Source organism: Streptomyces sp. NPDC037100, assembly GCF_055606225.1.
Genome location: NZ_JBVJSX010000021.1, coordinates 13,156 through 34,601, shown reverse-complemented (window position 1 = coordinate 34,601; position 21,446 = coordinate 13,156). Strand labels below are relative to the sequence as shown.

Genomic DNA, 21,446 nt, shown 5'->3' with positions numbered 1-21,446 from the left:
CCACACGGAGGGGGAGGTGGCCATGTCGAACACAAAAAACACGCAAGAGTCACAGAGTTCACAGAAGTCTCAGGACTCTCAGAATTCGAGCAAGACGAACGACAACCAGAAGGCCGACAGCCGGCCGAGGCCGATGGAGGTGCTGCGTCAGGCGCGCGGCCAGCTCGCGGAACTCACCGGCATGGAGGCCGAGTCCGTGTCGTCCTTCGAGCAGACGGAGGAGGGCTGGGCGCTGGAGGTCGAGGTTCTCGAACTCGAGCGCGTGCCCGACACGATGAGCCTGATGGCGAGCTACCAGGTGGAGCTCGACGCAGAGGGGCAGCTCACGGGTTACCGGCGCGTCCGCCGCTATGAACGCGGTCGATCCGACGCGCGCAGGTCCGGCGGCCGCTAGGCCGCCCGACCACCCGACCCGCACTCACACACGAGGAGGAACATCCGGCATGACTGTCGTACCGGCACAGCAGTCCGGCGGCGGAGGCGGCAGCAGCGGTCTCTATGACGTGCTCGAACTGGTTCTTGACAGGGGGCTCGTGATCGACGCGTTCGTCCGTGTCTCCCTGGTGGGCATCGAGATCCTCAAGATCGACGTACGCGTCGTCGTCGCCAGCGTGGACACCTATCTGCGCTTCGCCGAGGCGTGCAACCGGCTCGACCTGGAGGCCGGGCCCCGCAAGGACCCGGGCCTGCCAGACCTCGTCGGCGAGATGACCGAGTCCGGCGCCCGCGGCAAGTCCAAGGGGGCGCTGTCCGGCGCCGCCGAGACGATATCCGACGCCTTCAAGCAGGCGCGCACCGAGAGCGAGAGCGAGGCCGAGTCGCGTCCGCGAGCCCGCAAGAGCACGTCGTCCCGCCGTAAGGAGGAGCAGGAGTGAGCACTTACGTCTACGGCATCGCGGCGAGTTCGCACCCTTCCCTGCCCGAGGGCATGGGCGGCGTCGGCGACCCGCCCCGCGAGGTGCGCATCCTGCGGGAGGGCGACCTGGCGGCCGTCGTCAGTGAGGCGCCCGAGGGGCTGCGACCCAAGCGCAAGGACCTGCTCGCCCACCAGAACGTGCTCAGCGAGGCCGGTGCGGCCGGCTGCGTGCTGCCCATGCGGTTCGGCAGCGTCGCCCCGGACGACAACTCCATCACCGGGGTGCTCGCCGAGCGCGCCGAGCACTACAAGGAGCGGCTGCGGGCCCTGGACAACCGGGTCGAGTACAACGTCAAGGCCAACCACGTCGAAGAGGCCGTCCTGCACCAGGTGATGGCCGAGAGCCCCGACATCCGTGGGCTCGCGGAGGCCAACCGGCAGGCGGGCGGCGGCAGTTACGACGACAAGATCCGGCTCGGCGAGCTGGTCGCGGCCGCGGTCAAGGCCAAGGAGGCCGATGACGGTGCCGCCGTGCATCGCGCCCTGGAGTCGGCCGCCGACGACGTGAGCGTGGGCCCGGAGTCCACCGGCTGGCTGGCCAACGTGTCGTTCCTGGTGGACCGGGATGCGGCCGAGTCCTTCCTGGCCGCGGTCGAGCAGGTCCGCAAGGACATGCCGCACCTGGAGGTGCGGGTCAACGGTCCGCTGCCGCCGTACAGCTTCGTCGAGCCCGGCCCTGCCGAGCCCGCGGGCACCGTGGCGAGCGGAACGGACACCGGAGCGGGGTGACGTCGTGGGCCTGATCTCTGAGGTGCTGCTGCTGCCGTTCGCACCGGTACGCGGCAGTGCCTGGGCCATCAAACAGGTGGTGCAGGAGGCTGAGCGGATCTACTACGACCCCGCCACGATCCGGGCCGAACTGGCCCGCCTCGAGGAGCAGATGGAGGCCGGAGAGATCACTGAGGAGGAGTTCGACCGTCTTGAGGACGACCTCCTCGACCGGTTGGAGATCGCTTCGCGCGGCAGCGCGGGAACAGGCAACGGGACAACACAATGAACCGAACGGGACTGGGTCTCGCCATAGGGGCCGGATACCTCCTGGGACGGACCAAGAAGCTGAAGATGGCGATGGCCGTCGGCGGGCTGGTCGCCGGGAAGAAGCTGAACCTGAGCCCGCGCATGGTCGCGGATCTGCTCCAGCAGCAGCTGCGGAACAACCCGCAGTTCAAGGAGATCGGCGACCAGCTGCGGCAGGACCTGCGCGGGGTCGGCAAGGCCGCCTCGGGCGCCATGGTCGAGCGGCAGATCGACGCCCTCGCCGACCGGCTGCACGGTCGTACCGCGCAGGTGCGCGACCAACTGTCGGGCGTGGTGCCCGGAGGTCAGGACGAGGACGCCGAAGACGCCGAGTACGAGGACGAGGAGCCCGCGGACTCCGAACTCGACGAGGACGAAGAGCCCGAGGGTGACGAGCCCGAGGACTCCGGTGCCGATGAGGAAGAGGAAGAGGACGAGGAAGAGGACGAGGAGCCGGAGGCTGAGAAGGCCCCCGCCAAGAAGGCGCCGGCCAAGAAGGCGGCGAAGAAGGCTCCCGCCAGGAAGGCCCCCGCCAAGAAGGCTCCCGCCAAGAAGGCGGCGAGCCGCAAGACGGCGGCCAAGAAGACCTCGGCCGCCAAGAAGGCGACCTCCGGGGGCAGGGGCGGTAGCGCCCGGTCCCGACTGCCGAAGGGAGGCGGTGAGGGATGAGCGACACACTCGGCTCGGCGAAGTCCGCCGCCAACGGAGCGGCGAAGAACCCGCTCACCGACCTGGCCCACAGCGAGGCCGCAGACCGGCTCAAGGCCGAGTTGCAGGAGTATCTCGCCGCCCAGGCCACCCGCATGCTCACCGGTGCCGGCCGCAAGCTCGGCGAGACCACCGGCAAGCTGAACGACATCGCCGAGGGCAAGAGCCCCGGTTTCGCCAAACTCGCCCTCGAGGGCGGCCGCAAGATAGCCGAGGGCAAGGGGCCCCTGCGCTCCGCACTGGAGCTGGGCGGCTCACGCATCAAGGACAAGGTCACGGGCGCCTTCAAGGGCCTGGGCGGCAAGGGCAAGGGCAAGGGCCGTTCCGGCAACAAGCCCACGGTCATCATCGAGCACATCGATGTCGGCGTACCGCTGCGCACGGCGTACGACCAGTGGACCCAGTACCAGGACTTCAGCACCTTCGCGAAGGGTGTCAAGGCTGCGAGCAAGGCCGACGACACCACTTCCGACTGGCAGTTGAAGGTCTGGTGGTCCAACCGCAGCTGGAAGGCGACCACGACCGAGCAGGTCCCCGACGACCGCATCTCCTGGACCTCCGAGGGGGCCAAGGGCACCACGAAGGGCGTCGTCTCCTTCCACCGGCTCACCGACAACCTCACCCGTGTCCTGCTCGTCATCGAGTACTACCCCTCCGGCTTCTTCGAGAAGACCGGCAACATCTGGCGTGCTCAGGGCCGCCGGGCCCGGCTCGACCTCAAGAACTTCGTCCGCTTCATCACGATCAAGGGCGAGGCGGAGGACGGCTGGCGCGGCGAGATCCGCGACGGCGAGGTCGTCCGCAGCCATGAGGACGCGCTCGCCGAGGAGGAGTCCGAGGAGGGCTCCGAGGAGGAGCGCCCTGAGGGTGAGGACGCCGAGGAGGAGCGCCCCGAGGGTGAGCACGCCGAGGGCGAGGAAGCCGAGTACGACGAGGAGGAGCCGGAAGAGGAAGGCGAGGAGGAAGAGCCCGAAGGCGAGTACGAGGACGACTCCGAGGCCGAGTACGACGAAGAGGACGAGGAGGAGCCCGAGGAGGAGCCCGAGGACGAGGAGCAGCCCGAAGGGGAGTACGACGAGGACGAAGTGGACGAGGACGAGGAAGTCGAGGCGGGGAGCCGGCGATGACGACGCCCAGCAGGATGCCCGAGCCCTACGGTCAGGGAAGCAGTGCCAACCTCGCCGACATCCTTGAACGGGTGCTGGACAAGGGCATCGTCATTGCGGGCGACATCCGGATCAATCTGCTCGACATCGAACTCCTCACCATCAAGCTGCGGTTGATCGTCGCGTCGGTCGACAAGGCGAAGGAGATGGGCATCGACTGGTGGGAGACCGACCCGGCCCTGAGCTCACGGGCCCGTCGTGACGAACTGACCCGTGAGAACGCCGAGTTGCGCGAGAGGCTGGCCCGGCTGGAGGAACTGGAGCCCGGCCTCGCGGAGAAGAAGGAGGCACCGTGACCGGACTGCGGTACGTCTACGCCGTCTGCCGCCCCTTCGGCACACCCCTCCAGGCCCAGCTGACCGGGGTCGCGGGTGATCCACCCAGAGCACTGACTCACCACGGCCTGGTGGCCGTGGTGAGCCACGTGCCGGAGCGGGACTTCGCCGAGGAGCCGCTCCGGCGCCATCTGGAGGACCTGGACTGGCTCACCGAGACAGCCCGCGCCCACCAGGGCGTCATCGACGCGCTCACCACCGTCACCACCCCGTTGCCGCTGCGTCTGGGCACCGTCTTCCACGACGACAGCGGCGTGCGGATGATGATAGAGGCCCGCGAGGAGGACTTCCGGCGCACGCTCGACCGGCTGGAAGGCCGGGTGGAGTGGGGCGTCAAGGTCTACGCCGAGTCCGAACCGCAGGAGAGCGCCCCGCCGCAGCAGAAACCCGCGTCGGGCCGGGACTACCTGCGCCAGCGGCGTGTGCAGACCAGGTCCCACGAGGAAATGTGGCAGAAGGCCGAGGCCTTCTCGACCCGGCTGCACGAAGAGCTCTCCGCCTTTGCGGAGGATTCCCGGATGCATCCCCCGCAGAATCCCGCGCTTTCCAAGGCGACCGGGCGGAACGTACTGAACGCCGCCTATCTCGTTCCGCGTGCGCATTCCGAGGAATTCGTGGAACTGGTGGACCGCACGAAGGGGGAGATGCCCGGAATGCGCATCGAACTCACCGGCCCCTGGGCGGCTTATTCCTTCGCCGGGGAGACCACATGAACGACGGGGAGAATCCGTGACCCTAGTGGAACGCCGTGAGGTCGCCCTCGTGGACCTGCTCGACCGGCTGCTCGCCGGCGGCGTCGTGATCACGGGGGACATCACGCTGCGCATCGCCGACGTCGATCTCGTCCGCATCGACCTCAACGCGCTCATCAGCTCGGTGAACGCCCAGGTTCCCTCACCGTTCGAGGAGTTGCTGTGACCGCCCCGGAGAACCCCCGCAGGCGCTCCAACCACATGGATCTGGAGCCCGACACGGTCGAGCGCGACCTGGTCAAACTCGTGCTGACGGTGGTGGAGCTGCTGCGCCAGCTCATGGAGCGCCAGGCGCTGCGCCGGTTCGACGTGGGGGACCTGAGCGAGGAGCAGGAGGAGCGGATCGGGCTCACGCTCATGCTGCTGGACGAGCGGATGACGGAACTGCGCGAGCGCTACGGACTGCGGCCCGAGGACCTCAATCTGGACCTCGGGCCGCTCGGACCGCTGCTTCCGCGGGACTGACTCCCACTCACCCCTCTCCCCGGGGCCAAACCCCCTCCCCGGGGCCAAACCCGGGGAGAGGGGCACTCATTCACCACCTGTACCAACGGCCCCTGCCGCCGGCTGCCGACGTGCCGCGGACGAAGAAGCCCAGCAGCCACAGGACGAGAACCGCGAGGGCGATCCACCAGAGAATCTTTACTGCAAATCCGGCGCCGAACAGAACCAAAGCCAGAAGCAGCACCAGCAGGATGGGAACCATAATTCGAACCCCTTGCTTTCAGGGTGTCCGCGAAACTGGGTTTCAGGCTTCCTTTCGGCAGAGAATTTCTCCGTGCAGCACGCTGAACCATCCGTCCTCCTGCGTGCCCCACCGGCGCCAGGCCTCGGCCACCGCCCGCAGCTCCGCGTCGTCGGCGTGCCCGCCCAGCCGGGCCCGGTCCGCGTACGCCGACGCCAGCGTGCGGTCCGCCCACAGCCCGCTCCACCAGGCCCGCTCCGCGGGTGTGGCGAACGTCCAGGTGCCGGAGGTCGCCGTGATGTCCGTGAAGCCGGCCTGCTGCGCCCAGGCCTTCAGCCGGCGTCCGGCGTCCGGCTCGCCCCCGTTGGCCCGGGCGACCCGGCGGTAGAGGTCCAGCCAGGCGTCGAGCCCCTCGGATGCCGGATGCCAGGTCATGGCCGCGTAGTCCGCGTCCCGCACGGCGACGATCCCGCCGGGCCTGACGACCCGCTTCATCTCGCGCAGCGCCCGCACCGGGTCACCCACGTGCTGAAGCACCTGGTGGGCGTGGACCACACAGAACGTGTCGTCCGGGTAGTCCAGCGCGTGCACGTCGGCGACCGCGAAGTCGATGTTGGCCAGACCTCGCCCGGCCGCCGTGGCGCGTGCCCGGTCCAGGATCTCCGGGGCCCGGTCGACGCCGGTGACCCGCCCGTCGGGCACCAGCTCCGCCAGGTCGGCTGTGATCGTGCCCGGCCCGCAGCCGATGTCCAGGATCTTCATGTGGGGCCTGAGCGAGGGCACCAGGTACGCGGCCGAGTTGGCGGCGGTCCGCCAGGTGTGCGAGCGCAGTACGGATTCGTGGTGCCCGTGGGTGTAGACGGCGGTGTCCCGGGATTCCGGCATGGCGGATCCCACCCCTTCCGGTCGGGTCGGCAGGAGATCACCGTACGCGGGGCAACCGCATATTGAGACTTGAATCCTGCTATATGGACTGACTGTGCGTCAGGTCGAGGAAGCTGGACACACCAGCGGCGGCCGGGATCATGAGCGTGGGGCGGGAGGGGGCGTGGTGCGCCCCGGCGACCGGATCGAGGTGGAGCTCCCGAGCGAGCCGCGCCGGCCGATGGAGCGGGTCTGACCGGCACCCCCGGCGCCGAAACCCGTTTGCCCCGGAGACCCGCGCCCGCACAGAATCGCGCCCATGGGACACCTCGAAGCCGCGCACCTGGAGTACTACCTGCCTGACGGAAGGGCGCTGCTGGGTGATGTCTCGTTCCGGGTGGGGGAGGGGGCCGTCGTGGCCCTCGTCGGGCCCAACGGCGCCGGCAAGACCACTCTGCTCCGGATGCTCGCCGGTGAGCTCAAACCGCACGGCGGCTCCGTGGTCGTCGGCGGCGGGCTCGGCGTCATGCGGCAGTTCGTGGGATCCGTACGCGACGAGACGACCGTGCGGGACCTGCTCGTGTCCGTCGCGACGCCCCGCATCCGCGAGGCGGCCCGGGCCGTGGACACCGCCGAGCACGCCATCATGACCGTCGACGACGAGGCCGCCCAGCTGGCGTACGCGCAGGCCCTCGCCGACTGGGCCGAGGCCCGCGGCTACGAGGCCGAGACGCTGTGGGACATGTGCACGATGGCCGCGCTCGGGGTGCCGTACGACAAGGCGCAGTTCCGGGAGGTCCGCACCCTCTCCGGCGGCGAGCAGAAGCGGCTCGTCCTGGAGGCGCTGCTGCGCGGCACGGACGAGGTGCTGCTCCTCGACGAGCCCGACAACTACCTCGACGTCCCCGGCAAGCGGTGGCTGGAGGAGCGGCTGAAGGAGACCCGCAAGACGGTTCTGTTCGTCTCCCACGACCGTGAACTCCTCGCCCGCGCGGCCCAGCGGATCATCTCCCTGGAACCCGGCCCCGCGGGGGCCGACGCCTGGGTGCACGGGGGCGGTTTCGCCACCTTCCACGAGGCCCGGCGCGAGCGCTTCGCCCGCTTCGAGGAGTTGCGCAGGCGCTGGGACGAGAAGCACGCGCAGCTGAAGAAGCTCGTGCTGACGCTGCGTCAGGCCGCGGCCGTCAGCCATGAGATGGCCTCCCGCTACGCGGCCGCGCAGACCCGGCTGCGCAAGTTCGAGGAGGCCGGCCCGCCGCCGGAGCCGCCGCGCGAGCAGGACATCAGGATGCGCATCAAGGGCGGCCGTACGGGCGTCCGGGCGGTGACGTGCGCAAAGCTGGAGCTCACCGGCCTGATGAAGCCCTTCGACCTGGAGGTCTTCTACGGCGAACGGGTCGCCGTCCTCGGCTCCAACGGCTCCGGCAAGTCCCACTTCCTGCGCCTGCTCGCCGGTGACGACGTGGCGCACACGGGGGACTGGAAGCTGGGCGCCCGGGTCGTGCCCGGCCACTTCGCGCAGACGCACGCCCACCCGGAACTGGAGGGTCGCACCCTCCTCGACATCCTGTGGAAGGAACACGCACAGGACCGCGGCGCCGCGTCCTCGCGACTGCGCCGCTACGAACTCACCCAGCAGGCGGAGCAGACGTTCGAGCGTCTCTCCGGCGGCCAGCAGGCCCGCTTCCAGATCCTCCTGCTGGAGCTCCAGGGCGTGACGGCGCTGCTGCTGGACGAGCCGACCGACAACCTGGACCTGGAGTCCGCCGAGGCGCTCCAGGAGGGCCTGGAGGCCTTCGACGGCACGGTCCTCGCGGTCACCCACGACCGCTGGTTCGCCCGCTCCTTCGACCGCTTCCTCGTCTTCGGCAGCGACGGCCGGGTCCGGGAGACCCCGGACCCGGTCTGGGACGAACGCAGAGTGGAACGCGCCCGCTAGCGGGGACGCGCCCCGTCAGGGGCGCGGAGAACCGCGCGACCAGCCACGACGTACCCGCACACGCGACGGGTGAAGCAACGCCGCGCAGGCCGGCCGCGCGGAAGCCCCGCTCACTTCCAACGCAGCAGTGCGCCGAGGCCCCCCACCGGCACCTGCTCCTGGGCGACAGCCAGCGCGGGCGCGTCCGTGGCCACCGCGGAACGGATCAGCGCGTCGTCGGCCCGGGCCGGCCACGAGTGCTGCTCGCCCAGGACCTTCAGGTCCGTGCGGCGCACCGCGAGCTGGTCGGGATCCTCCCCGATCCACACCTCGCGGTGCGCGTCGGGCCCGTCCACCCTGACCAGCAGCTCGTCGATGCGGTGCTCCCGCGCCGCCTCGACGAGGGCCGGCACGCCTTCGACGGCTCCGGCCCGGCCCTCGTCGTCCGGGGTGCGGGCGGCGCGGAAGCGCTCCAGTTCCGCCTCGGCCTGCCGCCCCACGTGCTCGGCCCGGGCCCGCTCCACGTCCTCGTCGAGCAGCCGGCTGCCCGTCCCGTGCGGGGCCTCCACCACCAGGTCGTGCAGCCGCTTGGGCAGCCGCTCGTGCACGGACCGCCGCTCCCGGTCGTCGCCGACGAGAATCAGCAGGTCGGCCTTGGTCTCCTCCTGGCACACCGCGAGCGCGTCGGCGATCTCCGCGGCGTTGTGCTCCCAGGTGTTCTCCACCCGCAGCTGGAAATGCCGCTCGGACCAGTCCGCGGAGCTCGTCCGGTGCACCGGCCACTGCCGCCCGGTGACGCTCCCGGCGTCCTCCCGGCCCAGCGCGTTGCGCAGCTCGAAGTCCGCGCCCTTGCGGTCGACGTACGCCACCACGCACACCGGGTCCTCCCCGGCCAGCTCCAGCAGCGGCGCGACCCGCGGCAGCGGCGCCCATTCGGCCCAGTCACCGCCCTGCGGCGGACGGACCAGCGGCGGGTCGAGGACGACCTGGCCGGCGCGGGCGAAGAGGGCCCGGCCGTGCGGCTCCGAGGAGTGCTTCAGATCCTCGATCGCGCTGCGCACGGCCTGGCACGTCGCCTCGTCCGCTCCCTGTTCGGCCAGTTGCCCGGCCATCGCCTGGGCGGTCAGCTCCCGCTCGTGGGGAGTGCCCTCCGTGTGCCGTGAGGTATCGACGTACACGGAGGCCCAAGGCCCGGGGTGTTCGTACAGTGGGTGCAGAAAGGCGAGATCCATGGTTCCTCCCGGATGCCGCTCGGGGGTAGTGCTCAGTTACTCCGGGGGCGGGTACCCGGACCGCAGAGACGAACACGACGAGCGGGGCGACACGATGACCGGAGTGGACCCTGACCGGCTGGACGACCAGCAGCTCATGAAAGAGCTGGAGACCATCCACCGCACGCGCCACGACACACTGCTCTACGGCTCGAACGACGCGCTGCACGCCCACAACGAGCGCATGGCGCAGCTCGAGGGCGAGTATCTGCGCCGCAACCCGCGCCGTCCGGTGGCCGCGGGCCGCACACGCGAAGGGGCCCGGGAGCGGGGGAGCGGGGAGTCGACGACTCCCATGACCCCCGGCACCTGAGCCCCTCGCACGCGAGCGGAGCGTGCCCACCGGCTCGCGTGCACCAACCTGTGCACCGACCTTCTCCGCCGCCTCACAGGCGTGAGAGGGCCGGTGGGAACCCCTCATGGCCGAACCGGACGGGGTTCTCCTGCTTGTGGTCGGCGGGAGACGCCGTCAGGCGGCCTCCTGTGCGAAGACGTCCAGGAAGGTCTCGCAGAACGCCTTCAGATCGTCCGGCTTGCGGCTGGTGACCAGCTTGTTCGCACCGTGGTCACAGACCTGCACCTGCTGGTCGACCCACGTGCCGCCCGCGTTGCGGATGTCCGTCTGCAGGCTCGGCCAGGAGGTGAGCTCCCGGCCGCGTACGACGTCCGCCTCGACCAGCGTCCACGGCGCGTGGCAGATCGCCGCCACAGGGCGGCCGTGCTCGAAGAAGTCCCTGACGAACGCGACGGCCTTGTCGTCCATCCGCAGGAAGTCCGGGTTGGCGACACCGCCCGGCATCACGAGCGCATCGAACGAATCCGGTGCGGCGTCCCCCACGACCTCGTCCACGGGGAAGGTGTCCGCCTTGTCGAGGTGGTTGAAGGCCTGGATCTCACCCTGCTGCGTCGACACCAGCACGGGCTCGTGACCGGCGTCCTTCGCGGCCTGCCACGGGTCGGTCAGCTCGACCTGCTCGACGCCCTCGGGCGCGACCAGAAACGCGATACGCATGATGTCGAAGTCCTTTCCCGGCGCGGACGGCGCTGCAGCGCCCCGCGTCGCTCCCTGCGTGGTTCTCGTGTTTCTCGTGTTTCTCGTGGTCTCGTTCTTCGTGTCGCCGGTGACGCCGACCGGCTCGGCCCGATCCGGGCTCACGCATCGCCCCGGGCGTCCGGGGCGGCCCGGCTGATGTCGGCGAGTGCCGACGCGGGGTCCTCGGCCTCGGCCACGTCGCCGAGGCTCACGATCCCGACCGGCAGCCCGTTCTCCACCACGGGCAGCCGGCGTACCGCGTGCTCGCGCATCAGCTCCACCGCGGTCGCCACCCGGTCGTCCGGCGTCACCGTCACCGGATTCCTGGTGCACACGGTCTGCGCGCTGACCGTCGTCGGGTCGGCGCCGTCCGCGACGGCCCGTACGGTGATGTCACGGTCGGTGAGCACACCGATCACGTCCTGCCCCTCGGCCACCACCACGTCGCCGATGTTCTGGGTCCGCATCAGCTGCGCCGCCTCCACGAGCGAGGCGTCCGGGCGCACGGCGACCACCCCCGCTGTCATCACGTCCTTCACGTACTCGGCCATCACCTGGGCCTTCCCTCCGTTTCCAAGCCGGTGGGGGCACCGCGGCGGACCGCGGTGCCCCCGACGTGGTCCCTACGCGTACTCCTCCGGACCGGTCTCACGGGCCCGGACGAGGGCCTGGGCCAGCTCCTGGACACTGGCGTAGCGCTCCTGGCGCGGCAGACCCTCCAGGGCCTCGACGAGGGCGTCGGGCGCCTGGTGGCCGCGCAGCTCGCGGGTCAGCTCCCGCGGACTCGCGGGGAACGCCCTGCGACCCAGGATCCGGGCCAGTTCCAGCCGCACCGACTCCAGTGACGTCGGAGCGCGGCTCGGCGTCACCGGCCCGTGGGCGACCTCGGGGTCGTCCTCGGCGGCCGGCTCCGGGTCGTGCCACTCCTCACTGCGCGTGGGGTGCCCGGACCTGAGCAGACCCTGCAGTTCGTGTTTCATCTCGTCGTCCCGGTGGACGCTCAGCCGGTCGCTGCCTCGCTGCATGTCTCCCTCCAGACGTTCGGGGGCCCGCACCGCGTACCCGAACACCGGAGGGCGACACAGGTTCCGTCCGTCCGATCGCCGCTGTCCGGACTGGTTTGCGCCACGGCCCGCGGGAGACCCGGATCACACCCCCCACACCTCCCTGGGGAAGGACACGTCATGGCGTTGCTCGCTGTGCTCATCCCGCTGCTCATGCTCGGAGTGGTGCTGGTGCTGGGCCGTTACGAGGAGCTGCTGCTGCCGCAGGACGACGGCGACCGGCGTGAACCGGCCGGCGTTTCGCCCACCGCCGCGGTGGTCACGTCTTCTCCCGCCCCGGCCGGAACTGCTGCACCTTCGCCTTGAAGCCCTGCTCGACCATCGGTCCACGGTCCGCGCCATCCTTCGTCCAGGGCGTCCTCGCCGTGCCGCTGCCCGGCGAACGCCGCCCCACCGACTTCAGGACCGGCGCGGCGGTCGCCTCCAACCGGCCCCAGGGGACGACTGGCGCGCCCCTTCATGGCCCGCAGCTCCCATGCGACCTGACCAGAGCTGCCGACGGTACGAGTCACGGTACGAGTCACGCTGCGCGACGGCGCAAAACCTCTCCGGGTTTGCGGGTGGGGGCCGGGGGCAGGCGCCCTTCAGTGCTTCGGACAGGAGGCACGCCCGTGGGAGCGGCGTCGCGCGCCGCCACCGAGGCCCTGTCCCACAGCGGATGCGCTTCCACGGTGACCGGCCCATTGCATTGATCAAGGGAATTGCGACGCATCATGCCGACCCGAATCCGTGCGCAGAAGCACCCCCACGACGACGCCCCCGACACCGCCGAGGCCTTCCGCAGGCTCACCTCGATGCCCCCCGGCCCGGAGCGCGACGCCCTCCGCGACGAGATCGTCGAGGCCTGGCTGCCCATGGCGGACCGCCTCGCCGGACGCTTCCGCAGCCGCGGCGAGAACTTCGAGGATCTGCGCCAGGTCGCGGCCCTCGGCCTGGTCAAGGCCGTCGACCGGTACGACCCCGAGCGCGGCAACGCCTTCGAGAGCTACGCCGTGCCGACCATCACCGGCGAGATCAAGCGGCACTTCAGGGACCACATGTGGACCCTGCACGTGCCCCGCCGCGTCCAGGATCTGCGCAACCGGGTGCGGGCCGCCGGCCGGGACCTGTCCCAGAGCATCTCCGGCCGGCAGCCCACCGTGGCAGAACTCGCCGCACACGCGAACATGAGCGAGGAGGACGTCCGGGCCGGCCTGGAGGCGCTGGAGAGCTTCACGGCGCTGTCCCTGGACGCGGAGCTGCCCGGCAGCGAGGACGGGTACTCCCTGAGCGACGCGCTGGGGTCCACCGACCCCGCCCTGGACACGGTCGTCGACCGCGAGTCCGTGAAGGCCAGGCTGGCCGCCCTGCCCGAGCGGGAGCGGGCGATTCTCTACATGCGGTTCTTCGGCGACATGACGCAGAGCCGGATCGCCGAGGAGCTGGGGATCTCGCAGATGCACGTGTCCCGGCTGATCAGCCGGTCCTGCGGGCGGGTGCGGGAGCAGGTCATGCGGGATGTCGCCTAGCGCCACGGGGGTCGACGCGGTCGTGCGGGTGCGGGCCCGTGGTGGCTCGTCGCGCCCACGCCGCGGAGCCGCACACCGATACAGCCCCGCGCCCCTGGGTCGCTCGATTCACCCGGTTGAGTGGCACTGTCCCGCCAATGGGGCCGCGCCGCGGGCGACGCTGTAGAGGCCTGGCTGTCATGGCAGAGGGGTATCACCACCGAAGGAGTCCCCTCGATGCGCCGCAGCCTGTACGCCCTGTCCGTTTCCGTCCTGGCGGGCTCAGCCCTGGTGGGCTTCGCGCCGGCCGAATTCTCCGAACCGACCGCCGAGGTCAGTCCCGCCACCGTCCAGCCCGGAGGCACGCTCACCGTCTCGGTCAGCTGTGACCCGACCGAAGGGCCGCCGCCCGACAGCATCGACGCCACCTCGCAGGCCTTCGACGAGGGCACGGTGCCGCTTGAGCTCGTCACCGGCAACGACGACGAGGAATCCGGCCCGGCCTACCGCGGCACGGCCCTGATCTCCTCGGCGGAGAGCTTCGAGGGTGACCCGGACGCCCAGGGCGAGGACTCGGCGTGGACCGTCGACGGCACCTGCCCGGCCGCTCCCGGCGGCGAGGGCACACCGTGGAGCGCGACGTTCACCGTGACCCATGGCTCCGTACCCCACAAGCCGTCGCACCGGCCCACGCACCCACCCGCCCACAAGCCCTGCCCCGAGCCCCCGCACCACCGCGAACCACAGCACAGCGAGTGCGAGCCGGCGGCCGTCCAGCGTGGAGTACGGGCCGGTGACGGCGGTGCCTTCACCGACTCCGTGCCGGCCCTGGTGGCGGGCGGCGTCCTGATGGCGGGCGCGCTCGGTGCCGCCGTGCACCGGCTGCGCAACCGGGAGAGCGACCCCTACCGCTGACCTGCCGGGGCCGGTCCACCGCCCGGGACGGCAACGGCTTCCCACGGCCGGGCCGCCCATGCTGTGACCATCGCGACCCGGCCGGCGCCCATGGGGCGGTGACACCCGGGGTACTCGGTGGCCGAGGACACGAGCCGCGCCGTACGGAACACCCGGACGGCGCACGCGCCGAGGGCGGCACGACACGGCGGCACCAGGCACTGGCACTGCGGAGGTACGGATGCGGCGGACGGCCCTCGAAGGTCACGGCCCCGTCCGGTTCGGGCCGCCGCTCCCCGAGGACGGGCTGCCGGTCCTGCCGGAGCTGTCCGCGGTGCTCGCCGCCTCGGCGTCCCGTGGCGGCCACGAGCCGGTCGGCGGCGGCCGGGCCCTGCGCGAGGCCGCCTGCGGCTACTGGGACCGGCGCGGACTGCGCTGCGACCCCGACCGGGTGGCGTCCGCCCCCGGCGCGCCCGCCCTGCTGCTCGCGCTGACCGCCGCCCTCGGCGGTGACGTTCTCGTGCCGAGACCTTGCGCCGCCTGGTGGGCGCCGTACGCACGTCTGCTGGGGCGCCCCGCCTTCCATGTGCCGACCCCGCCGGAGAGCGGCGGCGTACCCGACCCGTACGCCCTGCTGGAGACCGTGCGCCGGGTCCGCGCCGAGGGTGGCGACCCGCGGTTGCTCGTGCTGTCCGTCGCCGACGACCCCACCGCGACCGTCGCCCCTCCGGAACTGCTCCACGAGACCGTCGAGGCCGCCCAGGGCGAGGGCCTGCACCTGGTCAGCGACGAGACCTGGCGCGACACCCTGCACGACCCGCGCGAGACGGTGCTGCTCAGTCCCGCCGAGATGGTGCCCGACCGGGTCACCGTCGTCACCGACCTGGCCGGATCCCTGCTCCCGGCCGGCTGGCCCGCCGCCGTGGCCCGTTTCCCGGCCGGGGAGGACGGGGCCGGCCTCCACGCGCGCGTCCTCGACGTCCTCACCGCCCTCGACGCCCGCGTCGCCGCGCCCGTCGCCGCGGCGGCCGGGCACGCCCTCGGGGAGCCGGAAGCGGTCACCGCACGCGTGGCGGCCGCTGTGCGCCTGCACACGCTCCTGGCCGAGGCGGCGCACACCGCCGTCGTCGGTGCCGGCGCCCTCGCCCGGCCCCCGCGGTCAGGCCGTCATCTGTACGTGGACCTGGCCCCGCTGAGCCCCGCGCTGACCGCGCACGGCATCGGCGACGCACAGGAACTGGAGGACTTCCTCACCGCACGCCTCGGCATGCCCGCCCCGGGCGGGCACCGCTTCGGCGACGACCTCGAAGCCCCGCGCGTGCGGCTTTCCACCGGCGCACTGGTGGCCGGGTCCGACGCCGAACGCGCGGAATGCCTCACCTCACCCACACCGTTGGAACTGCCGCACGTGCACCACGCGTTGATCCAGCTGAAGTCGGTCTTCGACGATCTCCGCGACGACGCCGAGCGATGGGAGCCTCCTCGATGACGCAGCAGTCCGAGTCGACCACCAGCGCGACCCCCCGGGCAGCCGACGAGCCCGCGCTCCCGTCGCCCCTCGCACCCCCGTACTCGCCCCTGGCCGAACCCCGGCCCCTGGCCGAGCGGCGGGTGTGGCCGCGCACCTTCCACGACCGACTCACCGCGCCGCTCCCGGGGTTGAAGGCCATGGCCCGCTTCGCCCGCGAGGGCGCGGTGAGACCCGGCCCGCAGGGCCTGGCCGACATCCCCCGGCTGCCCTACGCTCCGGCCCCGCTGCCCCGCGTCGACGCCCGCACCGTCGCCGTCACGTGGGCGGGCCACGCCAGTTGGGTGCTGCGCATCGGCGGACTGACGGTCCTCACCGACCCGGTGTGGTCCCGCCGCATCCTCGGCACCCCCGCCCGCATCACCCCCGTCGGCGTCCCCTGGGAGGAACTGCCACGCGTCGACGCCGTCGTCATCAGCCACAACCACTACGACCACCTCGACGCTCCCACCCTGCGCCGTCTCCCGCGCGACACCCCGGTGTTCGTCCCGGCCGGGCTCGCCCGCTGGTTCCACCGCCGCCGCTTCACGCGCGTGACGGAGCTCGACTGGTGGGAGGCGGCCGAACTGGACGGCGTGCGCTTCGACTTCGTCCCCTCCCACCACTGGTCCAAGCGCAGCCTCACCGACACCTGCCACAGCCTGTGGGGCGGATGGATCCTCACCGACCGAGGCGGCCGGCGTGTCTACTTCGCGGGCGACACGGGCTACGGCCACTGGTTCTCCCGCATCGGCCGCCGCTATCCCGGAATCGACCTGGCTCTCCTGCCCATCGGCGCCTACGACCCCCGCTGGTGGCTCCGTGACGTCCACTGCGACCCCGAAGAGGCGGTCCGTGCGGCCCAGGACCTGGGCGCGGCCAGGATGGCCCCCATGCACTGGGCCACGTTCGTGCTGTCGGCCGAGCCGGTCATGGAGCCCCTCACGCGCGTACGCGCGGCGTGGGAAAAGGCGGGCCTGCCCCGAGAAAACCTCTGGGACATGCCAGTGGGGGCGTCAAAGGTGCTGTAGGGGAGCGGCTTTGAGGGGGCGCGGCGAACGGCGCGAGCGGCCACGGACGTCCCGCACCCGGAGACCACACCGGCTCCCACGGCGCTACCGCATCCGCCGAACCACCGTCGGCGCCACGCTGATCAGCACGGTCAGCACGATCGCCGCCAGCACACCCTGCCACGGCTCGGCGAACAGCGACCCTCCGAGTATCCCGATCACCTGGTACGTCGCGGCCCAGGCCAGACACGCCGGCAGGTTGCCCCGGGAGAACCTCCGCAGCGGCCACTCCGCCAGCAGACAGGCCAGCATCACGGGGATACGCCCCGCCGGCACCAACCGGGACAACACCAGCACCGCCACCCCGTGCGCGCCGAGTTTCTCCTGCGCCTGCTCCAGCCGGTCCTCCGGCGCACGCGACCGGATCGCCTCCAGCCACCGCGACCCGTTCTTCGACTTCAGTCCGCGCCGCCCCAGCCAGTACAGCGCCGCATCGCCCAGGAACGCCGCCAGTGACGCCGTCACGAACACCATCGCCAGCGAGAACGGCGCCGTCCGGTGCACGGCGACCACCGCCGCCGAACTCACCAGCGCGCCGGTCGGAATCACCGGCACCAGCGCCCCGGCCAGCACCAGCACGAAGAGCGTCGGATAGCCGATCGCCTGCTGCGTGGACTCCGGGACCAGGGACACCGGTGTGACGGCCGACGCCGCGAGCGCCACAGGCGCGGACCAGTTCACCGCGCGGCTTCCAGGCGCACGCTCTCCCCGTGCCCGAGCCGATGCACCGAAACCGCCGGTGCGTGCCGGGCCGCCAGCCGGACGAACTCGTCCCCCGGCGCGTGGAACTCGTGGGGGCGCACGGCGTCCATGCCGATCGGCCAGTACGTGCCGTAGTGCACCGGCACCGCACTGCGCGGCGCCAGCCGTGCCAGCGCCTGCGCCGCCCGGCCCGCGTCCAGGTGCCCCTCGCCCAGGTACGGTCCCCAGCCGCCCACCGGCAGCAGTGCCACCTCGACCGGCCCGACCTCGTCGGCCATGTCGTCGAACAGCCCGGTGTCCCCGGCGAAGTACGTCCGGGCCTCGCCGGATATGACGTAGCCGAGCGCGGGGGAGCGGTGCGGCCCGAACGGCAGCCGCCGACCGTCGTGCCGCGCGGGCACGGCCCGTACGACGATGTCGCCGACCCGCGTCTCGTCGCCGGGCGCCACCTCGCTCACCCGCAGGTGCGTGAGCCGGCGCAGACCCGGCACCGCCCGGCGCGCGCCCCGGGGGACGAGCAGGCGCGTTCCTTCGGCGAGCCGCATCAGCGACGGCACGTGCAGGTGGTCGGCGTGCAGATGCGACACCAGCGCCACGTCCGCGTGCGGGGCGCCCGGAGGCGGCAGGGCTCCGCGCCGGCGGCGCAGGTGTGCAAGCCGGCGTGCGAACAGGGGATCAGTGAGCACGCGCACGTTCGAATCCTCGACGGTGCAAGTGGCGTGACCCCACCAGGTGATCTCCACCGGCACTTCTTTGCCTCCTTCGCGCGACTCCCCGAAGCCTACGTGCAGGAGTAGGGTCGGCGGCGAAACCGGAGGTGAGGGGGGGACGCCATGGTGCCGGTGCGGGTCACGGCGATCGCGAGTCTGACGCCGCTGGAGGAGCTGGACGACGATCCGTTCCTCGTCGACTCCCGCAGTCAGCACGCCATGTGCGCCCGCTGGGCCGCCGAGCGGGGCTACGTCGTCAGCCGGGAGTTACTGGTCCGGGGGCTGCGGCCCGACCACGGCGCCCTGTGGGACGGCGTCCGGCCCGGACTCGACCTGTTCGTCGCGCCCAGCCGACGGGTCCTGGAGACCGCGCTCGCCTCCGTCGAGGAGTTCACCGCCGAATGCGCCCGGCGCGGTGTACGGGTGGAGACGGTGGGGCATGCGGAGCCTGCGTACGACGCGGCGATGAAGGCGTGCGTGCACCGGCGGCTGTCGATGCCGACGGCCGGTTACGACGGGCGCTGACGCCGTCCCCACGCCGGTGTGCGACCTGGGGACGAAACCGCCCGGCCGGGCGTTGAGACACTGTGGGGGAGGGCTCGCCGCGGCTGCGGGCCAGGGACGTGAGGTGGCTGGGCGTTGCGGGGCGTGCGATGGCGGCGGGTCGCCAGTCAGGTGGGGCGGAGCGTCGCCGTATGGGCGGTCTCCACCCTCACCATGCTCGTACTCGCCGGGATCCTCCCCGACTTCCGGCTCCGCTCGGAGAACGGCGACAGCGCGACCGACATAGCCGTCACGGCGGCCTTCGGGGCCGGTGCCTTCGGTCTGCTGTCGGCCCTGGTGTGGCCGCTGCTCGTCCGGCTGCTGCTGCTCGTACCGGCGCTGGTGCTGGGACTGCTGGTCTTCTTCCTCAACGGCGCCCTGCTGCTGCTCGCCCTGCAGCTGAACCCGGCCGAGCGCGGCGCCGCCGCGCCGGAGACCGCCGTCGTCGTCGCCGCCGTGATGTCCGCGGTGGCGTCCGCGACCGGCGCCGCCCTGGCCGTGCGGGACGACGACGCCTATCGCCGCAGGCTCTACCGCCTCTCCGATCGCCGCCGCCGGTCCGGAACGCCCTCACCGGCCGGCCCCGGCACGGTCTTCGTGCAGCTCGACGGCGTCGGCCACGACACCCTGCTCGACGCGGTCGGCAAGGGACTGATGCCCACCGTCGGCCGCTGGCTCGCCATCGGCGACGGCGGCCGCCCCACCCACCGGCTCACCGCCTGGCGCACCGACTGGTCCAGCCAGACCGGCGCCAGCCAGCTCGGCATCCTGCACGGCAGCAACCACGACGTCCCCGCCTTCCGCTGGTACGAGAAGGACACCCGCGAGGTGGTCGTCTGCAACCGCCCGACCAGCGCCGCCGAACTCCAGCGCCGAGCCGTCGAGCACGCGGGGCACGGCGGGCTGCTCACCGTCGACGGCGCCAGCCGGGGCAACCTGTTCAGCGGCGGCGCCGAACAGCAGGCGCTCGTGCTGTCCATCGCGGCCCGCCGCCGCAGCCGGGAGAACCGTTCCCGCGCGGGCTACTTCGCCTACTTCTGCGACCCGGCCAACGCCGTGCGCACCGCGCTCTCCTTCATCGCCGAGGTGGGCCGCGAGATCGGCCAGTCCACCCGCGCGAGCCTGCGCAAGCAACGCCCGCGCGTCTCCCGCGGCGGCCTCTACCCCCTCGTGCGGGCCTTCGCGACGGTCGTCGAGCGGGACGTCGTCGTCGCCGCCGTGACCGGCGACATGCTCGTCGGCCGCACGGCCGTCTTCGCCGACCTGGTGGCCTACGACGAGGTCGCCCACCACTCCGGCCCGGCGAGCCGGGACGCGCAGAAGGTCCTGGAACGTCTCGACCGCTCGCTCGCCCTGATCGAGAGCGTCGCCGAGCACGCCCCGCGTCCGTACCGGATCGTCGTGCTGTCCGACCACGGCCAGAGTCCCGGCGAGACCTTCCGCTCCCGTTACGGCCTCACGCTCGGTGACCTGGTCCGGGCCGGCTGCGGCATGCCCGTACCGCGCAAGGCCGAGCGCACCCGCAGCGGCGCGGAGGCCCGCGCCGCCGTGCGCGCCGCGCTGCACTTCCCCGTCGCGGAGAGCGGCGAAGAGCACCGCCCCACGCGCGACTCCGAGCCGATCGTGCTGGCCTCCGGCAACCTCGGCCTGGTCTCGTTCCCGGACGTCACGCACCGGATGAGCAAGGAGGAGATCGACGCCCGCCACCCCGCGCTGCTGCCGACCCTCGCCAACCACCCCGGCATCGGCTTCCTGCTGGTGCGCAGCGAGCAACACGGCGGTGTCGTCCTCGGCGCGTACGGCGCCGAGATCCCCCTGGCCGATCTCGACGACAACCCCGGCCCGCTCGCCCCCTTCGGCCCGGGCGCGGCCGACGCGATACGCCGTACGCACTCCTTCCCGCACACCGCCGACATCATGGTCAACTCCTTCCACGACCCGGCCGACGGCGAAGTACTCGCCTTCGAGGAGCAGATCGGCTCCCACGGCGGCCTCGGTGGCGCCCAGGGCAGACCCTTCCTGCTGTCCCCGCTCGGCGTCTCGGCACCGGTCGGCGAGGGCGAGGAACTCGTCGGCGCCGAGCACGTGCACCGGGTACTGCGGCGCTGGCTGCGCGAGTCGAACGGACCGCAGGTGCCGCTGACGGCCGCCGAGGAGGAGCACGCAGCCTGACAAGATGCGCACACCGCGCAGCACGCACACCGCCAGAGGGCAGGTCCTCCGCGTGAGTTGAGCAGTAGTGTGATCGGATGGGGGACACGGGGCCCGGCGACGGGCCCGCACGCGAGTCCGTACGCGAAAGGAAGAACTCGTGGCTACCACGCGCTCCGCACACACCGTCTGGGAAGGCAACCTGCTCGAGGGCAACGGCGTCGTCACCTTCGACTCCTCCGGTGCCATCGGCGAGCAGCCGGTCACGTGGGCCTCGCGCGCCCAGGAGGCGAACGGCAAGACCAGTCCCGAGGAGCTGATCGCGGCCGCCCACTCCAGCTGCTTCTCCATGGCCTTCTCCAACATCCTCAACAAGGCCGGGACGCCGCCCACCAAGCTCATCACCTCGGCCGACGTCTCCTTCCAGCCCGGTGAGGGCATCACCGGCATCCACCTCACCGTCGAGGGCACCGTCCCCGGCATCGACGAGGCGGCCTTCCAGGCGGCCGCCGACGAGGCCAAGGTCGGCTGCCCGGTCAGCCAGGCCCTCAAGGCGACGCCCATCACGCTGACCGCCAAGCTCGCCTGACCCGCCACCTCCTCGGCGCGCGGGCCGGCCCACCGGGCGGCCCGCGCGCCGTCGGTTCACCGCC

Annotated in this window: 28 protein-coding genes; 20 read left to right on the top strand and 8 right to left on the bottom strand. The window is 71.9% G+C overall.

Features of this window, described 5'->3' with window-relative positions:
* Positions 1-22 precede the first annotated feature (22 nt).
* Genes ACZ7EG_RS38745 through ACZ7EG_RS38700 form a run of 10 tightly spaced genes read left to right on the top strand, consistent with a single transcriptional unit; the run spans position 23 to position 5,359 of the window.
* Entirely contained in the window at positions 23-394 is a 372-nt protein-coding gene (locus ACZ7EG_RS38745) for a gas vesicle protein GvpO (RefSeq protein ID WP_471089406.1), read from the top strand.
* Positions 395-443: 49 nt separating this feature from the next.
* Positions 444-875, top strand: coding sequence for a gas vesicle structural protein GvpA (locus ACZ7EG_RS38740; RefSeq protein WP_471089344.1), 432 nt, complete (start codon positions 444-446; stop codon positions 873-875).
* Positions 872-1,645: a GvpL/GvpF family gas vesicle protein gene (locus ACZ7EG_RS38735; protein ID WP_471089342.1), complete on the top strand. Its 774-nt coding sequence runs from the start codon at positions 872-874 to the stop codon at positions 1,643-1,645. Before ACZ7EG_RS38740 ends, ACZ7EG_RS38735 begins: the two co-directional genes overlap by 4 nt.
* Positions 1,646-1,649: 4 nt before the next feature.
* Positions 1,650-1,913 carry a gas vesicle protein GvpG gene (locus ACZ7EG_RS38730; protein WP_107454425.1) on the top strand — a complete coding sequence of 88 codons (264 nt, stop codon included), beginning with the start codon at positions 1,650-1,652 and terminating at the stop codon, positions 1,911-1,913.
* A complete protein-coding gene (locus ACZ7EG_RS38725) occupies positions 1,910-2,602 on the top strand; it encodes a DNA primase (RefSeq protein WP_471089339.1) in 693 nt (230 codons plus the stop codon). The genes ACZ7EG_RS38730 and ACZ7EG_RS38725 overlap by 4 nt, the downstream gene beginning before the upstream one ends.
* A complete protein-coding gene (locus ACZ7EG_RS38720) occupies positions 2,599-3,768 on the top strand; it encodes an SRPBCC family protein (RefSeq protein ID WP_471089337.1) in 1,170 nt (389 codons plus the stop codon). Before ACZ7EG_RS38725 ends, ACZ7EG_RS38720 begins: the two co-directional genes overlap by 4 nt.
* On the top strand, positions 3,765-4,103 hold the full coding sequence (locus ACZ7EG_RS38715; protein WP_391130370.1) for a gas vesicle protein: 339 nt from the start codon (positions 3,765-3,767) through the stop codon (positions 4,101-4,103). The genes ACZ7EG_RS38720 and ACZ7EG_RS38715 overlap by 4 nt, the downstream gene beginning before the upstream one ends.
* Positions 4,100-4,855 carry a GvpL/GvpF family gas vesicle protein gene (locus tag ACZ7EG_RS38710; protein ID WP_471089335.1) on the top strand — a complete coding sequence of 252 codons (756 nt, stop codon included), beginning with the start codon at positions 4,100-4,102 and terminating at the stop codon, positions 4,853-4,855. The genes ACZ7EG_RS38715 and ACZ7EG_RS38710 overlap by 4 nt, the downstream gene beginning before the upstream one ends.
* A 16-nt stretch (positions 4,856-4,871) precedes the next feature.
* Positions 4,872-5,060 (top strand): gas vesicle protein, encoded by a 189-nt coding sequence (locus ACZ7EG_RS38705; RefSeq protein ID WP_471089333.1) that lies wholly within the window; start codon positions 4,872-4,874, stop codon positions 5,058-5,060.
* 35 nt (positions 5,061-5,095) lie between these two features.
* Positions 5,096-5,359, top strand: coding sequence for a gas vesicle protein K (locus ACZ7EG_RS38700; protein ID WP_031108664.1), 264 nt, complete (start codon positions 5,096-5,098; stop codon positions 5,357-5,359).
* A gap of 70 nt (positions 5,360-5,429) precedes the next feature.
* Here the strand turns inward: ACZ7EG_RS38700 and ACZ7EG_RS38695 are convergent, their stop codons facing one another.
* Positions 5,430-5,600 (bottom strand): hypothetical protein, encoded by a 171-nt coding sequence (locus tag ACZ7EG_RS38695; protein ID WP_031136400.1) that lies wholly within the window; start codon positions 5,598-5,600, stop codon positions 5,430-5,432.
* A gap of 42 nt (positions 5,601-5,642) precedes the next feature.
* A complete protein-coding gene (locus ACZ7EG_RS38690; protein WP_471089330.1) occupies positions 5,643-6,464 on the bottom strand; it encodes a methyltransferase domain-containing protein in 822 nt (273 codons plus the stop codon).
* A gap of 298 nt (positions 6,465-6,762) precedes the next feature.
* On the opposite strand from ACZ7EG_RS38690, the gene ACZ7EG_RS38685 reads away from it, so the two are divergent.
* Positions 6,763-8,382, top strand: a complete 1,620-nt coding sequence (locus ACZ7EG_RS38685) for an ATP-binding cassette domain-containing protein (RefSeq protein ID WP_471089328.1) — start codon at positions 6,763-6,765, stop codon at positions 8,380-8,382.
* A 110-nt stretch (positions 8,383-8,492) separates the two neighbouring features.
* On the opposite strand, the gene ACZ7EG_RS38680 is transcribed toward ACZ7EG_RS38685, so the two are convergent.
* Complete coding sequence (locus tag ACZ7EG_RS38680) at positions 8,493-9,593, bottom strand: baeRF2 domain-containing protein (RefSeq protein ID WP_471089326.1); 1,101 nt, start codon at positions 9,591-9,593, stop codon at positions 8,493-8,495.
* Positions 9,594-9,687: 94 nt separating this feature from the next.
* Here ACZ7EG_RS38680 and ACZ7EG_RS38675 point away from each other — a divergent pair, with 94 nt between their 5' ends.
* Positions 9,688-9,945: a DUF6158 family protein gene (locus ACZ7EG_RS38675; protein ID WP_471089324.1), complete on the top strand. Its 258-nt coding sequence runs from the start codon at positions 9,688-9,690 to the stop codon at positions 9,943-9,945.
* Between the two features lie 156 nt (positions 9,946-10,101).
* On the opposite strand, the gene ACZ7EG_RS38670 is transcribed toward ACZ7EG_RS38675, so the two are convergent.
* The 3 genes from ACZ7EG_RS38670 to ACZ7EG_RS38660 all read right to left on the bottom strand — a co-directional run bounded on the left by ACZ7EG_RS38670 (position 10,102) and on the right by ACZ7EG_RS38660 (position 11,690).
* Positions 10,102-10,644: a type 1 glutamine amidotransferase domain-containing protein gene (locus tag ACZ7EG_RS38670; protein ID WP_471089322.1), complete on the bottom strand. Its 543-nt coding sequence runs from the start codon at positions 10,642-10,644 to the stop codon at positions 10,102-10,104.
* Between the two features lie 140 nt (positions 10,645-10,784).
* Entirely contained in the window at positions 10,785-11,216 is a 432-nt protein-coding gene (locus ACZ7EG_RS38665; RefSeq protein ID WP_471089320.1) for a CBS domain-containing protein, read from the bottom strand.
* Positions 11,217-11,288: 72 nt separating this feature from the next.
* Positions 11,289-11,690 carry a DUF2795 domain-containing protein gene (locus ACZ7EG_RS38660; protein WP_471089318.1) on the bottom strand — a complete coding sequence of 134 codons (402 nt, stop codon included), beginning with the start codon at positions 11,688-11,690 and terminating at the stop codon, positions 11,289-11,291.
* Between the two features lie 159 nt (positions 11,691-11,849).
* On the opposite strand from ACZ7EG_RS38660, the gene ACZ7EG_RS38655 reads away from it, so the two are divergent.
* The 5 genes from ACZ7EG_RS38655 (at position 11,850) to ACZ7EG_RS38635 (ending at position 16,648) form a co-directional block, all read left to right on the top strand.
* On the top strand, positions 11,850-12,035 hold the full coding sequence (locus tag ACZ7EG_RS38655; RefSeq protein ID WP_471089316.1) for a hypothetical protein: 186 nt from the start codon (positions 11,850-11,852) through the stop codon (positions 12,033-12,035).
* A gap of 407 nt (positions 12,036-12,442) precedes the next feature.
* Positions 12,443-13,237 (top strand): RNA polymerase sigma factor SigF, encoded by a 795-nt coding sequence (locus ACZ7EG_RS38650; protein ID WP_471089314.1) that lies wholly within the window; start codon positions 12,443-12,445, stop codon positions 13,235-13,237.
* Positions 13,238-13,453: 216 nt separating this feature from the next.
* Complete coding sequence (locus tag ACZ7EG_RS38645) at positions 13,454-14,131, top strand: hypothetical protein (RefSeq protein WP_471089312.1); 678 nt, start codon at positions 13,454-13,456, stop codon at positions 14,129-14,131.
* Positions 14,132-14,351: 220 nt separating this feature from the next.
* Positions 14,352-15,599: an aminotransferase class I/II-fold pyridoxal phosphate-dependent enzyme gene (locus ACZ7EG_RS38640; protein ID WP_471089310.1), complete on the top strand. Its 1,248-nt coding sequence runs from the start codon at positions 14,352-14,354 to the stop codon at positions 15,597-15,599.
* Positions 15,596-16,648 (top strand): MBL fold metallo-hydrolase, encoded by a 1,053-nt coding sequence (locus ACZ7EG_RS38635; RefSeq protein WP_471089308.1) that lies wholly within the window; start codon positions 15,596-15,598, stop codon positions 16,646-16,648. The genes ACZ7EG_RS38640 and ACZ7EG_RS38635 overlap by 4 nt, the downstream gene beginning before the upstream one ends.
* Positions 16,649-16,732: 84 nt before the next feature.
* Here the strand turns inward: ACZ7EG_RS38635 and ACZ7EG_RS38630 are convergent, their stop codons facing one another.
* A complete protein-coding gene (locus ACZ7EG_RS38630; protein ID WP_471089306.1) occupies positions 16,733-17,368 on the bottom strand; it encodes a DedA family protein in 636 nt (211 codons plus the stop codon).
* Positions 17,365-18,138 (bottom strand): MBL fold metallo-hydrolase, encoded by a 774-nt coding sequence (locus ACZ7EG_RS38625; RefSeq protein ID WP_471089304.1) that lies wholly within the window; start codon positions 18,136-18,138, stop codon positions 17,365-17,367. Before ACZ7EG_RS38625 ends, ACZ7EG_RS38630 begins: the two co-directional genes overlap by 4 nt.
* Before the next feature lie 84 nt (positions 18,139-18,222).
* Between ACZ7EG_RS38625 and ACZ7EG_RS38620 the strand changes: the two genes are divergently transcribed.
* The 3 genes from ACZ7EG_RS38620 (at position 18,223) to ACZ7EG_RS38610 (ending at position 21,382) form a co-directional block, all read left to right on the top strand.
* Entirely contained in the window at positions 18,223-18,624 is a 402-nt protein-coding gene (locus tag ACZ7EG_RS38620; RefSeq protein ID WP_471089302.1) for a hypothetical protein, read from the top strand.
* 114 nt (positions 18,625-18,738) lie between these two features.
* Positions 18,739-20,814, top strand: a complete 2,076-nt coding sequence (locus tag ACZ7EG_RS38615; protein ID WP_471089300.1) for a phage holin family protein — start codon at positions 18,739-18,741, stop codon at positions 20,812-20,814.
* Between the two features lie 139 nt (positions 20,815-20,953).
* A complete protein-coding gene (locus ACZ7EG_RS38610; RefSeq protein WP_062930137.1) occupies positions 20,954-21,382 on the top strand; it encodes an OsmC family peroxiredoxin in 429 nt (142 codons plus the stop codon).
* The last annotated feature ends 64 nt before the right edge of the window (positions 21,383-21,446 follow it).